The organism is Providencia sp. PROV119 (genome assembly GCF_028482435.1).
GTDB lineage: Bacteria > Pseudomonadota > Gammaproteobacteria > Enterobacterales > Enterobacteriaceae > Providencia > Providencia stuartii.
The window spans coordinates 292,850-306,408 of sequence record NZ_JAMPQL010000004.1; the positions used below are offsets into that span (position 1 = coordinate 292,850).

Sequence of the window (13,559 nt, forward strand, 5' to 3'; positions counted from 1 at the left end):
TTTAGGCGCAAGCACCAGATAGTTTTTAATAGGAGATTTCGATGTCATATTTTGGCGGTCAGGAAAATCTAGCATCCCAAATGGCTCTAGTGCCAATGGTCATTGAGCAGACCTCTCGGGGTGAACGTTCATACGATATTTATTCACGTCTGTTAAAAGAACGTATTATCTTCCTGACAGGTCAGGTGGAAGATCATATGGCGAACTTAATTGTCGCACAGATGCTATTTCTGGAAGCGGAAAACCCAGAAAAAGATATCCAACTTTACATCAACTCCCCTGGTGGTGTGATCACCGCAGGTATGTCTATCTATGACACAATGCAATTTATTAAGCCGGATGTCAGCACAATCTGTATGGGGCAAGCTTGCTCTATGGGCTCTTTCTTGCTGGCTGCGGGGACTAAAGGCAAACGCTTCTGCTTGCCGAACTCTCGTGTGATGATCCACCAACCATTGGGCGGTTATCAAGGGCAAGCGACAGACATTCAAATTCACGCTCAGGAAATTCTGAAAGTGAAAACTCGAATGAATGAATTAATGGCATTGCACACAGGTAAATCAGTTGAAGAGATTAATCGTGATACTGAACGCGATCGTTTCTTGTCTGCAGATGAAGCCAAAGAGTATGGTTTGGTCGACCATATTTATACTAGCCGTTAATTAGCTAGGATTTATCCATACTTAATTAATATTAAAGAAATTTATTATCCTGTTTTAGGTTGTTTATCCAGCAAATAAACAGGGTAGTTTGACGATAAGTGAGGTCAACTGATGACAGAAAAACGCAAAGAGGGGTCAGGTAAGCTGTTGTACTGCTCTTTCTGCGGAAAAAGTCAGCATGAAGTCCGCAAGCTGATTGCCGGTCCGTCAGTCTATATTTGTGATGAATGTGTCGATTTATGCCTCGATATCATCCGTGAAGAGATCAAAGAGTTAGCTCCTCATCGTGAGCGTAGTGCACTGCCTACTCCCCATGAAATTAGAGAGCATCTTGATGATTACGTCATAGGTCAAGAACAAGCGAAGAAAGTACTTTCTGTTGCTGTTTATAACCATTACAAGCGTTTACGTAATGGAGATACCACTGCTGAAGGGGTAGAGCTTGGTAAAAGTAATATTTTGCTGATCGGCCCAACAGGTAGCGGTAAAACACTGTTGGCTGAGACGTTGGCTCGTTACTTGGATGTGCCATTTACGATGGCTGATGCAACCACATTAACCGAAGCGGGTTACGTGGGGGAAGATGTCGAAAATATCATCCAAAAATTACTGCAAAAATGCGACTACGATGTAGAAAAAGCTCAACGCGGTATTGTTTACATTGATGAAATTGACAAAATTTCGCGTAAATCAGATAACCCATCCATTACCCGTGATGTTTCAGGGGAAGGGGTACAGCAAGCGCTACTGAAACTCATTGAAGGAACAGTGGCGGCGGTTCCTCCACAAGGTGGTCGCAAGCATCCTCAACAAGAGTTTTTACAGGTTGATACCTCTAAAATCTTATTTATCTGTGGTGGTGCGTTTGCAGGGCTTGATAAAGTCATCGGTCAGCGTTTAAACACACGTTCAGGTATTGGTTTCGCTGCGGAAGTCAAAGGCGAATCTGACAAAATCAGTGAAGGTGAGTTGTTAACGCAAACAGAACCAGAAGATTTAATCAAATTTGGTCTGATCCCTGAGTTTATTGGTCGTTTGCCTGTTGTTGCGACATTAACTGAATTGAGTGAAGAAGCATTGATTCAGATTTTGCAGGAACCGAAGAACGCATTAACCAAGCAATATCAAGCGCTATTTAGCCTTGAAGGGACAGAGTTAGAGTTCCGTGAAGAAGCCTTAAAAGCGATTGCTAAAAAGGCAATGGCTCGTAAAACCGGGGCTCGTGGCTTACGCTCAATTGTTGAAGCCGCATTACTAAATACAATGTACGATCTGCCTTCTATGGAAGGTGTTGAAAAAGTCGTTGTTGATGAGAATGTGATTAATGAACAATCAGAGCCATTACTGATCTACAGCAAGCCTGATGCCCAAGCCTCTGGTGATAATTAGCGCCTAGGATTTAGCACCAAAAAGTTATCAGTGAAATGAGGGATCCTCCCCTCATTTCACTTTTTATCTTCAAGTACCCATTGAATGCTAAAATCTTATCCCCATATAGTTTATATTCTGAGTGTGGTTTCTTTGTTTTTAAAATAATTACTTTCTAAACAATAGTTGGAAACCCTTAAACTAGCGTAAGCTAAACGAAGAGAGAGCTTTATGAATCCTGAGCGTTCCGAACGCATAGAAATACCAGTATTGCCTCTGCGTGATGTAGTGGTGTACCCACATATGGTGATCCCACTGTTTGTTGGACGTGAAAAATCCATTCACAGTCTGGAAGCAGCGATGGATCATGACAAGCAAGTAATGCTGGTAGCCCAAAAAGAGGCCTCAACTGATGAGCCTGGGGTTAACGATTTATTTTCTGTTGGCACCGTTGCTTCAGTTATTCAAATGCTGAAATTGCCCGATGGCACAGTTAAAGTATTAGTTGAAGGTTTAAGAAGAGCACGCATAAGCAGTTTAACTGACAATGGTGAATATTTCTTAGCACAAGCTGAACTGTTACAGCCTGAATCAGTGAAACACGTTGCGGGAACTGATAACTTTTACAATGAAGCGGGTGCTAAAACGCAAGTTGCAGAGCTTCTTGATGAAAAAGAACAAGAGGTTCTTTATCGCACGATAGTCAGTCAGTTCGAAAGCTACATCAAACTGAACAAAAAAATTCCGCCTGAGGTGCTGACCTCGCTACACTCGATTGAACAAGATCAACTCGATAAACTAGCGGACACAATAGCCTCTCATATGCCATTGAAATTGGCAGATAAACAGCGCGTATTGGAGATGGCGAATGTCGCCGAGCGTGTTGAGTTCCTGATGGCCATGATGGAGTCAGAAACTGAGCTGCTGCAAGTTGAAAAACGCATCCGTAATCGTGTTAAAAAACAGATGGAAAAAAGCCAACGCGAATACTATTTGAATGAGCAAATGAAAGCGATTCAAAAAGAGCTTGGTGAAATGGATGACGCGCCAGATGAATACGAAGCGCTGAAACGTAAAATTGAAGAAGCGAAGATGCCAAAAGAGGCTCATGAAAAAGCGGAAGCTGAGTTGCAGAAGCTAAAAATGATGTCTCCGATGTCGGCTGAAGCCACCGTCGTACGTAGCTATATTGACTGGATGGTGCAGGTGCCATGGCATGCGCGCAGCAAAGTGAAAAAAGATCTTGTTAAGGCGCAAGAAGTCCTTGATAAAGACCATTATGGCTTAGAGCGCGTTAAAGAGCGTATTTTAGAGTATCTGGCAGTACAAAGCCGTGTTAGCAAAATTAAAGGGCCTATTTTATGTCTGGTAGGGCCTCCGGGGGTTGGTAAAACTTCTCTTGGGCAATCTATTGCGAAAGCGACAGGGCGCCAGTATACCCGTATGGCGTTAGGTGGTGTGCGTGACGAAGCGGAGATCCGTGGTCACCGTCGTACCTATATCGGTTCTATGCCGGGTAAATTGATCCAGAAAATGGCAAAAGTTGGGGTAAAAAACCCACTATTCCTGTTAGATGAGATCGATAAAATGTCTTCTGATATGCGTGGCGATCCAGCATCCGCATTGTTAGAGGTATTAGATCCTGAGCAAAACGTCGCCTTTAACGATCACTATTTGGAAGTGGATTACGATCTGTCAGATGTGATGTTTGTTGCTACGTCGAACTCAATGAACATCCCAGCGCCGTTACTTGACCGTATGGAAGTGATCCGTCTTTCCGGTTATACGGAAGATGAAAAGCTGAATATTGCTAAGCAACACTTATTGCCAAAACAAGTTCAGCGTAATGCCTTGAAAAAAGGTGAGCTAACCATCGATGACAGTGCATTAATCGGTATTATTCGTTATTACACGCGTGAAGCTGGTGTGCGTGGCCTCGAACGTGAAATTTCGAAATTGTGCCGTAAAGCGGTGAAAGCCTTATTGATGGATAAAAAGCTTAAACATATCGAAATTAACGCTGACAACCTAAAAGACTTTTTAGGTGTGCGCAAATTCGATTACGGGCAAGCAGATACTGAAAACCGAGTTGGTCAAGTGACAGGTCTTGCATGGACAGAAGTAGGTGGTGATTTATTAACCATCGAGACAGCTTGTGTTCCGGGCAAAGGTAAACTCACGTATACCGGTTCACTCGGTGAAGTTATGCAGGAATCCATCCAAGCGGCATTAACCGTAGTACGTGCTCGAGCAGAAAAACTGGGTATCAATAGCGATTTCTATGAAAAACGCGATATCCATGTACACGTTCCGGAAGGTGCGACGCCAAAAGATGGCCCAAGTGCGGGGATTGCAATGTCAACCGCGTTGGTGTCTTGTTTAACGGGGAATCCTGTTAAAGCTGATGTAGCAATGACGGGTGAAATTACTTTAAGAGGTCTTGTTTTACCGATTGGTGGTCTGAAAGAGAAATTACTTGCGGCACACCGCGGTGGCATCAAGACAGTATTAATTCCATTTGAGAATAAACGTGACTTGGAAGAAATTCCAGAAAACGTTATTGCAGATTTGGAAATTCATCCGGTTAAAACAATTGAAGAGGTACTCTCTTTAGCACTAGCGAACCCACCATTTGGTGCGGAAATCGTAAAAAATAAGTCAAAAAGAGTGAGCTGAATCAAGAAGTTTACATAAAAATGAGACTGACAGCTAATTTAGGGGTTGTCAGTCTTTTTTTTCGTCGCTAATTTAACGATGATTCTGATAATTATTTGGATGTAATCTGTTCTCTTGCCATTGGCATTCAGGATTGATATAACGGCTGCATCATTAATTAGCTTAATAGCCTAATTAAGATCATAGTCAAAACTAATATGGGGATGATAAGAGTGAATAAGTCTCAACTGATTGATCAAATCGCTTCTGAAGCGAACATTTCTAAAGCTGCAGCTGGTCGCGTTGTTGATGCGTTTGTTGCATCTGTAACGACTTCACTAAGCAAAGGTGACGATGTTGCTTTAGTTGGCTTTGGTACATTCACTGTTCGTGAGCGTGCCGCTCGTACAGGACGTAACCCACAAACAGGTAAAGAGATTAAGATCGCTGCGGCGAAAGTACCTGCTTTCCGTCCGGGCAAAGGTTTAAAAGACGCGGTTAATAGCTAATTCAGTTTTCTTTTGGTTTTGTTTTATTTTTTCTAAAACACACACTGACTGAATAATATTAATCAGCTAATATAGAGGCGCATCATGGAAATGGTGCGCTTTTTTTTCAATCTGGGTTAAGATTAGCGTATTATTAGGAAATTGAATTTAACAAGCGGAGTTAAGCCTTTTTATGATGGACAATCTACGCACGAAAGCGAACAGTCCTTTTATCAAAGTGCTACTGGCTATTATTATCCTGTCATTCGTGCTGACAGGGGTTGCTGGTTACATGATTGGCGGTTCAAGTAATGATGCTGCTAAAGTTAATGGACAGTCAATTAGCAGGGAGCAATTCCAAACGGCTTTCTCGCAAGAGCGTCAGTCTTTACAAGATTCCTTGGGTGATAAGTTCTCTGAAATTGCTGGCAATGAAGAGAGCATGAAATTTTTGCGTAATCAGGTTTTAAATAACTTGATTAACAGTACGTTAATGGCTGAGTATGCTAATGAATTAAACTTATCTGCCAGTGATCAGCAGGTAAAGGATGCAATTTTTGAAATGCCAGTATTCCAAACTAATGGAAAATTTGATGGCGATAAGTATCGTCAGATATTGGCAGCAAATAACTACAGTGCTGATAACTTAGCGGAACAAGTCCGTGCTAATTTAATTCTCTCTCAGCTTTCTGATTCATTTATTAAAACCGATTTTGCGCTACCTTCAGAAGTGAAAACATATGCAGAGCTCGTTTTACAAGAGCGCGAAATTCGTGTAGCGACCCTTTCGTTAGCCGATGAACAAGCAAAGCAGACGGCGACTGAAGATGAAATTAAAGCTTACTATAATGCGAATCAGGATAGCTTTATTGCTCCTGAGAAAGTGCAAGTTAGCTATGTAGAAATAGACGCGGCAGCTTTACCTCCACAATCAGTCACTGATGAAGAGGTAAAAACGTATTATGAGCAAAACCTAAAAAACTACACTCAAGCTGAGCAAAAGCACTACAGTATGATCCAAGTGGCGTCAGAGAAAGAAGCTAACGCTATCATTGATGAGCTAAAAGCCGGTGCTGATTTTGTGGCGTTAGCGACTGAGAAATCAACCGATAAGCTTAGTGCGGGTAATAAAGGTATCATTGGTTGGATGGAAGAAGCCTCGACGCCCTCTGAAATCGTTAACGCTAACTTAACGGAAAAAGGGCAAATCTCTACACCTATTAAGTCAGATTCAAATTTTGTGATTTTCCGTTTGGATGATATCAAACCTGAAAGTATTAAGCCTCTCGACTCGGTGAAGGATGAGATTAAAAATAAACTGATTCAGGACAAAAATAGTAAGCAGTTTTATGACTTACAGCAGAAAGTCAGTGAAGCGGCCACAAATGATAATGAGTCACTTGCTTCAGTTGAAGAAGTATCAGGTTTAAAAGTGGTGGCAACGGATTGGTTTGATAAAAATAATCCGCCAGCAGCGCTTAATTACCCTAAAGTGATCAACGAAATATTCAGTGAACGTTTAGTGGATCAAAATGGTTCTACGGGGATTAACTCAGATGTTATCGACGTTCAAGGTGACCGTGCATTTGTTGTCCGTGTATCACAATATGCACCGGAGCAAACTCAACCATTAGAAGCTGTTAAATCTCAAGTTGAAACACTCGTTAAACGCCAGAAAGCGAATGCAGCATTAAAAGCTGAAGGCGAGAAATTAGTCGCAGCCTTGAAAGAAGGTAAAGGTGATACTGCAAATATTCAGTTTTCTGCACCTGAAAAGGTTTCACGCTTGATGCCTCAAACGCCAGTTATTGGCGCGGCAATGGCAATGGCGAAACCTGCTGACGGCAAAGCAACTTATACAACAGTGCGTGATGAAAAAGATAATTTAGTCATTATTCAACTTGATAAAGTGATCCCAGGCAAAGCTTCAGATAAAGAGCTTGCGCAGTTAACCGCAAACTACCGTGGTATGATGGGAATGGCGGTAAATGAAGCTTTGATTCAGAACTTACGTAATAACGCCAAAATTGAAGTGATTAATTTAGACTAAATTGCGAAGCCGCTCGTAATTCTAAGTGCAACAAAAATAAGTTGAGGCCACCTTTGGGTGGCCTTTCTCATTTCTATCATCACAAAAAAGCTTTTGCATAATAAATTTGGCATTGTGGCATCTCAATTTAAACAGGAGAACATCAATGACATGGATGAAATTTATAAAGCAATCATTAGGCAGCGCTGCCGTTATTCTGACGATATTAATGTGCTCACAATCGGCGCTAGCAAAAAAAGCAGAAGCTGATAAGCCAGTGGCGGCGGTGGTTAGTAAAAAACCTAAGGAGGAAAAACCATCGGAGAATTTGAAAGAGACAAATCAAGTGAACATCAACCAAGCGAGTGCCGAAGAGTTAGCGAAAAAGCTTCATGGAATTGGCATACAAAAAGCGAAAGCTATCGTTGAGTATAGGGAGAAGTATGGCGCATTTAATACTCTTGAAAATATTTTGGAAGTACGTGGAATAGGGCCTGCATTTTTAGAGAAAAACAGAGGCAAGCTAGCGCTATAGTGAGCTGTGTGCCCACCTTGTTGTGGGCACTTAATCTTATTTGTGATGAATGCCAATATTATAGTGTGATCTAAGACGATCCTATTATTGTAATACTTACCTTGGTACATAAAAAACGCGATCAGCATCGAAGAAAATAGAACATTTCAGCAAATAGCATGATTGTTTGTTATATTTTTGTAACGAATAGCAACTGGTCGGAGTAGTTATGGCAACGCAAATTAAAGTACGTGGTTATCATATTGATGTTTTCCAACATGTGAACAACGCACGTTATCTGGAGTTTTATGAATCAGATAGATGGGCTTGTATGGATGAGCACAATTTTCTGGGCTGGGCGCTAAAAAGCCAGCTTGCCATGGTGGCGGTTAATATCAATGTGAACTATTTTCATGGTGCCATACTTGGCGATGAGCTAACAGTGACAACGCGTATTGAAAAAATTGGTACTAAAAGTGCGTTGTGCTATCAGCAAATAACACGCGAAAGGCAAGGTAAGAGAGAAGTGGTGTCAGATGCAAAGGTGACTTTTGTCTTTATTGATTTAGCGCTGAATAAATCCATTAAGATTGAAGGGGAACTGCGCGAAAAACTTGAGTTATTATCCAAAAGCAGTACTGAAGATTTTATTACCGCTTAATCATTAACACCGGAAAGTTGCTAACTCTCCGGTGTGGTTAGCAAGCAAAGTACTAAGCGAGATTAGCGAGTTTTTTTAGAGAAGCTAACACCGACTCTTTATGGCTTAAATAATAGTTCAAGCCTTTACTGCGAAGGTGGCATGCAGCACACTCCCCACAACCGTCACCTTGTATACCATTATAACAAGTCAACGTTTGCTCACGTATGGTTTCTAAATACCCATAATAGTCTGCAAGTGCCCATGTTTGTGCTTTATCGAGCCACATTAAAGGCGTTTCAAAGCGGATATCTTTTGCTAGCCCAAGGTTTACGGCATGGTTAAGTGCTTTAACAAATTCGTCTCGGCAATCAGGGTAGCCTGAAAAATCGGTTTCACATACGCCTGTGATAACCGCCTCTGCTTGGACTTGGTAAGCGTAGATGGCTGCAAGCGTTAAAAAGAGAATGTTTCTACCCGGAACAAAAGTGCTAGGTAGCCCATTAGCTGCACTTTCGTTATAGTCGGGTACAGGGATATTGTCGCGGGTCAAACTGCTTACGGCTAACTCATTGAGTAGGTTTACATCAAGGATTTTATGCGCGGCTGCACCCAGTGAATGGCTTAGCTTTTGAGCCACTTCAATTTCAAGCCGATGACGTTGTCCATAATCAAAGGTGACACAATGGACTTCATCATACATTTTTAAAGCTTGAATGAGACAAGTCGTCGAGTCTTGACCACCACTGAAGACAACAACAGCACGTTTCATAAATACTTCTCCTACTCAAAAATATAAATACTTAACTGATGGGTCATGGTAATGATGCTAGCGTGTGATGAACAGGGAAATTTTTGTCTTTTTGTGGTTATTGATGAATTATTTATGCTGTCGTAAATCTATTTAGGTAAAATCATTCTATTATATAAAGTCGACAGTGATATTTTTTTATAAATAAAAAGAGAATACCTATGTTAGATAAGATAGATAAAAAGTTGCTTCGCTTGTTGCAAAATGACAGTAGTCTATCTTTAAATGCACTTGCAGAGGCCGTTAACTTGACGTCGACTCCTTGTTGGAAAAGGTTGAAACGCTTGGAGGATGAAGGGTACATTCGCCACCGAGTGACCTTGCTTGATGGGGAAAAATTAGGTCTCGGTCTAACGGTTATTGTTATGATCAAAACGCAACACCATAACAGCGAGTGGTATGAACAATTTGTCTCTTTTGTTAGCCAACTCCCTGAAGTCCTTATGTTTTACCGTATGGCAGGAGAGTATGATTATCTGATGCAAGTCGAAGTCAAAGATATGAAATCCTACGATCTATTTTATAAGAAACTGGTTAATGGCGTTCATGGCCTGATTGATGTAACCTCTAGTTTTGCAATGGAAAAAATCAAGTATACGACAGCGCTACCTATTCCTGATTAGTGTTGTTAGTTCTGCTTTTCTCAATTGTTTTGCATCGTTAGGATGCCACATAATGGCAAATATTAAATCTTATTCAAGGCAGTAACTCAGTGCGATTATTTTCACAATTAAGCTGGTATTTTCTTAGTGAATGGCGGCGCTATGTTGGCGCGGTTTGCTTTCTCATTATTATTGCTATTTTACAGCTTGTTCCTCCACGGCTTGTGGGCGTTGTTGTTGATGGTATTAGCAACCAGACGATGGCTACGAGCCAGCTAGTATCTTATGTCGCCTTGATGTTATTTATCGCTGTCGTTGTGTATGGGCTGCGCTATGTGTGGCGGATTTGGTTATTCGGAGCATCCTATAAGTTAGCCGTACAATTGCGACAAAAATTCTACCGCCAATTAAGCCTACAAAATCAGTCTTTCTATCTACGCTATCGAACGGGGGATTTAATAGCGCGTACAACCAATGATGTTGACCGCGTTGTTTTTGCAGCGGGGGAAGGGGTACTGACGTTTGTTGATTCCTTAGTCATGGGATGTGCGGTATTGATCATGATGAGCGTGGAGATCAGTTGGCAGTTAACGTTATTAGCATTAATTCCTATGCCAATTATGGCACTAGTTATTAAACGCTATGGCGACCAATTACATCATCGTTTCAAACATGCCCAAGGCGCATTTTCATCCCTAAATAATCATGCTCAAGAGAGTTTAACCAGTATTCGCATGATTAAAGCTTTTGGTCTTGAAGATCACCAATCAAACCAATTTGAGCAGGTTGCGACAGAAGCAGGGCGGCGTAATATGCATGTTGCCAGAGTTGATGCACGCTTTGACCCAACCATTTTTATCGCTATCGGTATGGCTAACTTGCTTGCTATTGGCGGTGGCAGTTGGATGGTATTACAAGGAACATTGACGCTCGGTGAACTGACTAGCTTTGTGATGTACTTGGGGCTAATGATTTGGCCTATGCTGGCATTGGCATGGATGTTTAATATCGTAGAGCGTGGTAGTGCTGCTTATAGTCGTATCCGAAGTTTACTTGATGAGCCGCTCGATATTGAAGATGGGCATCAATCACTGGGTGCTGAAAAAGGGGCATTGAGCGCGAGAATTAAAACGTTTAGCTACCCTGAAACAGATAGAGTCGCACTCCACGACATTCAATTTGACCTCAAACCGGGGCAATTTTTAGGACTATGTGGCCCGACAGGTTCAGGGAAATCAACACTTATTACGCTGATCCAACGCCAATTCGATGTTACTGAAGGCGCGATTTCTTATCAGGGGAAACCGTTACCTGAGATTCGGTTAGATGAGTGGCGAGGTCGTTTAGCCGTTGTTAACCAATCACCTTTTTTATTCTCTGATACGATTGCAGGGAATATCGCATTAGGCAACCCACAAGCCACAGTAGAGCAGATTGAGGAAGCTGCGCGTATTGCTTGCGTACATGATGATATTTTGAGGTTACCTGAAGGCTACCAAACCCAAGTGGGTGAGCGTGGCGTAATGTTGTCTGGTGGGCAAAAACAGCGAATTTCTATTGCGCGCGCTATTTTGCAAAATGCCGAAATTTTAATTTTAGATGATGCGTTATCGGCGGTGGATGGGCAGACTGAATTTACTATTTTACAAAATTTAAGTCGCTGGCGAGAGGGTAAAACATTAATCATTAGTGCACACCGCCTATCTGCGTTAGTCGACGCTGATAATATTCTCGTGTTATCCCAAGGAAGCATTGCGGCGGAAGGTATTCACTCAACGTTATCAGTCCAACCTGGATGGTATAAAGATATGTACCATTATCAACAAATCGAAGCCACTTTGGATGGTGATTTATGAGTCAGAAAAAACCATTGTGGCCAGCGTTAAAACGCTTACTTAGCTATGGCAAAGTTCACCGCGGTACAATGTCGGTTGCCATTGTTATGCTATGGGTCGCTGCTGCGGCTGAAGTCAGTGGGCCTTTGCTGATTAGTTATTTTATTGACAACATGGTGGCTAAGAAACAGATCATCATGCCGTTAACCTTATATTTAGCGGTTGGTTTTGTGTTATTACAGATTGCTGCTGCACTCTTACATTATTATCAAACGATCTTATTTAACAAAGCGGCTGTTGGCGTGGTTCAGGCTTTACGTACCGACGTAATGAACTCAGCATTAAGACAACCATTAAGTGCGTTTGATAAACAACCTGTAGGTCAAATCATTTCCCGTGTTACTAATGATACCGAAGTTATTAAAGACCTATTTGTGATGGTTGTGCCGACAGTCTTCCGTAGTTTAGCGCTAATTTGTGCGATGCTTATCGCGATGTTTACCCTTGAATGGCGCATGGCTTTAGTGGCAGTCATGATTTTTCCAGCCGTGATGGTGGTGATGCTCGTGTATCAACGGCTAAGTACTCCGATTGTGCGCCGCGTTCGTTCTTATCTTGCTGAAATAAATAATGGCTTTAATGAAGTAATCAATGGCATGACAGTGATCCAGCAATTTCGCCAACAAGCTCGGTTTGGCGAGAAAATGTTAGAAGCTAGCCAAGATCACTACTTTGCACGCATGAAGGCATTAAAACTGGATGGGTTATTACTTCGACCTCTGCTTAGCTTGATCTCGGCATCGGTGCTTTGTGGGTTACTGTTATTGTTTGGATTTGATGGTACGAGCACAATTGGTGTTGGGGTTTTATATGCTTTTATCAACTATCTTGGACGTTTAAATGAGCCTCTCATCGAATTGACCTCTCAACAATCTATGTTGCAACAAGCGGTCGTTTCAGGTGAGCGAGTGTTTGAATTAATGGATAGTCCGAAACAAGCTTATGGCAATAATATACAGCCATTACAAAGTGGTGCTATTGATATTCAGGGGTTATCTTTTGCGTATCGTGATGACAAAAAAGTGTTAACGGATATCAATCTTCATATTCCTGAAAATAGCTTTGTTGCTTTAGTTGGTCACACGGGAAGTGGGAAAAGTACCATCGCAAACCTGATTATGGGCTATTACCCTTGGCAGCAAGGGGAGATCCTACTTGATGGACGTTCCTTACACACACTTTCACATCAAGTTTTACGTAATGGGATCGCGATGGTGCAACAGGATCCTGTCGTTCTAGCGGCATCTTTCTTTGATAATGTCGCGTTAGGGCGTGAGATAACCCAAGAAAAAGTTTGGCAGGTTCTCGATGTTGTACAGTTAGCTGAGCATGTCCGATCACTGCCAGAAGGATTAGATTCGCTACTAGGAGAACAGGGGAATACGCTTTCTGTCGGGCAAAGGCAACTACTCGCGATGGCTCGGGTCTTAGTTGCAACACCCAAAATATTAATTCTGGATGAGGCGACAGCCAATATCGATTCAGGTACAGAACAGGCTATTCAAAAAGCACTGCGTATAATCCGCCAAACGACTACACTTGTGGTTATTGCACACCGATTATCCACAATTGTCGATGCCGATCAGGTTGTTGTGCTTCATCGTGGTGCAATTGTTGAAAAAGGTAGTCATACACAGCTACTGCAACAAAAAGGGCGTTATTATCAAATGTATCAGCTTCAACAGGTCGGTGAATCGTTGAATTTGCATGATGATATAGAGCCTGAAGCGTTATTGAATTAGCCTGTTTGCACATTTTTAACGCATCGTCAAAAGGCCACTCGGATGAGTGGCCTTTTCTTTTGCGATGACTATTTGAATTATAAGCATAATTAATTTTGGCATGCTATTTGCTGTTAGTGTAGTTGCAGCCAATGATGATGTTGTCGTACGTCT

The 13,559-nt window shown here is 41.8% G+C and carries 11 protein-coding genes; 10 read left to right on the plus strand and 1 reads right to left on the minus strand.

Annotation, left to right across the window (positions count from 1 at the left end):
* Positions 1-41 precede the first annotated feature (41 nt).
* The 7 genes from clpP to PSF11_RS07650 all read left to right on the plus strand — a co-directional run bounded on the left by clpP (position 42) and on the right by PSF11_RS07650 (position 8,377).
* Positions 42-662 carry an ATP-dependent Clp endopeptidase proteolytic subunit ClpP gene (gene clpP / locus PSF11_RS07620; protein WP_004927029.1) on the plus strand — a complete coding sequence of 207 codons (621 nt, stop codon included), beginning with the start codon at positions 42-44 and terminating at the stop codon, positions 660-662.
* A gap of 111 nt (positions 663-773) precedes the next feature.
* Positions 774-2,051 carry an ATP-dependent protease ATP-binding subunit ClpX gene (gene clpX, locus PSF11_RS07625; protein WP_004927031.1) on the plus strand — a complete coding sequence of 426 codons (1,278 nt, stop codon included), beginning with the start codon at positions 774-776 and terminating at the stop codon, positions 2,049-2,051.
* 210 nt (positions 2,052-2,261) lie between these two features.
* Positions 2,262-4,706, plus strand: coding sequence for an endopeptidase La (lon, locus tag PSF11_RS07630; protein ID WP_004927032.1), 2,445 nt, complete (start codon positions 2,262-2,264; stop codon positions 4,704-4,706).
* Positions 4,707-4,918: 212 nt separating this feature from the next.
* A complete protein-coding gene (gene hupB / locus PSF11_RS07635) occupies positions 4,919-5,194 on the plus strand; it encodes a nucleoid-associated protein HU-beta (RefSeq protein ID WP_014656769.1) in 276 nt (91 codons plus the stop codon).
* 172 nt (positions 5,195-5,366) lie between these two features.
* On the plus strand, positions 5,367-7,223 hold the full coding sequence (gene ppiD, locus PSF11_RS07640) for a peptidylprolyl isomerase (RefSeq protein WP_072502518.1): 1,857 nt from the start codon (positions 5,367-5,369) through the stop codon (positions 7,221-7,223).
* Positions 7,224-7,368: 145 nt separating this feature from the next.
* Positions 7,369-7,737 carry a ComEA family DNA-binding protein gene (locus PSF11_RS07645; protein WP_004927040.1) on the plus strand — a complete coding sequence of 123 codons (369 nt, stop codon included), beginning with the start codon at positions 7,369-7,371 and terminating at the stop codon, positions 7,735-7,737.
* A gap of 208 nt (positions 7,738-7,945) precedes the next feature.
* Positions 7,946-8,377 carry an acyl-CoA thioesterase gene (locus PSF11_RS07650; protein WP_036941800.1) on the plus strand — a complete coding sequence of 144 codons (432 nt, stop codon included), beginning with the start codon at positions 7,946-7,948 and terminating at the stop codon, positions 8,375-8,377.
* A gap of 52 nt (positions 8,378-8,429) precedes the next feature.
* Here PSF11_RS07650 and queC read toward each other — a convergent pair whose 3' ends face one another.
* On the minus strand, positions 8,430-9,128 hold the full coding sequence (gene queC / locus PSF11_RS07655) for a 7-cyano-7-deazaguanine synthase QueC (RefSeq protein WP_072502517.1): 699 nt from the start codon (positions 9,126-9,128) through the stop codon (positions 8,430-8,432).
* Positions 9,129-9,328: 200 nt separating this feature from the next.
* On the opposite strand from queC, the gene PSF11_RS07660 reads away from it, so the two are divergent.
* The 3 genes from PSF11_RS07660 (at position 9,329) to PSF11_RS07670 (ending at position 13,406) form a co-directional block, all read left to right on the plus strand.
* Entirely contained in the window at positions 9,329-9,790 is a 462-nt protein-coding gene (locus PSF11_RS07660) for an Lrp/AsnC family transcriptional regulator (RefSeq protein ID WP_004927047.1), read from the plus strand.
* 89 nt (positions 9,791-9,879) lie between these two features.
* Complete coding sequence (locus PSF11_RS07665) at positions 9,880-11,625, plus strand: SmdA family multidrug ABC transporter permease/ATP-binding protein (protein ID WP_004927049.1); 1,746 nt, start codon at positions 9,880-9,882, stop codon at positions 11,623-11,625.
* The gene (locus tag PSF11_RS07670; RefSeq protein ID WP_072502516.1) at positions 11,622-13,406 is read left to right on the plus strand and encodes a SmdB family multidrug efflux ABC transporter permease/ATP-binding protein; all 1,785 of its coding nucleotides are present in this window, start codon (positions 11,622-11,624) and stop codon (positions 13,404-13,406) included. The genes PSF11_RS07665 and PSF11_RS07670 overlap by 4 nt, the downstream gene beginning before the upstream one ends.
* Positions 13,407-13,559: the final 153 nt, after the last annotated feature.

Coding starts and splice junctions, on each gene's coding strand:
- clpP (WP_004927029.1), top strand. CDS start 42: ATGTCATATTTTGGCGGTCAGGAAAATCTAGCATCCCAAATGGCTCTA.
- clpX (WP_004927031.1), top strand. CDS start 774: ATGACAGAAAAACGCAAAGAGGGGTCAGGTAAGCTGTTGTACTGCTCT.
- lon (WP_004927032.1), top strand. CDS start 2,262: ATGAATCCTGAGCGTTCCGAACGCATAGAAATACCAGTATTGCCTCTG.
- ppiD (WP_072502518.1), top strand. CDS start 5,367: ATGATGGACAATCTACGCACGAAAGCGAACAGTCCTTTTATCAAAGTG.
- PSF11_RS07645 (WP_004927040.1), top strand. CDS start 7,369: ATGACATGGATGAAATTTATAAAGCAATCATTAGGCAGCGCTGCCGTT.
- PSF11_RS07650 (WP_036941800.1), top strand. CDS start 7,946: ATGGCAACGCAAATTAAAGTACGTGGTTATCATATTGATGTTTTCCAA.
- queC (WP_072502517.1), bottom strand. CDS start 9,128: ATGAAACGTGCTGTTGTTGTCTTCAGTGGTGGTCAAGACTCGACGACT.
- PSF11_RS07660 (WP_004927047.1), top strand. CDS start 9,329: ATGTTAGATAAGATAGATAAAAAGTTGCTTCGCTTGTTGCAAAATGAC.
- PSF11_RS07670 (WP_072502516.1), top strand. CDS start 11,622: ATGAGTCAGAAAAAACCATTGTGGCCAGCGTTAAAACGCTTACTTAGC.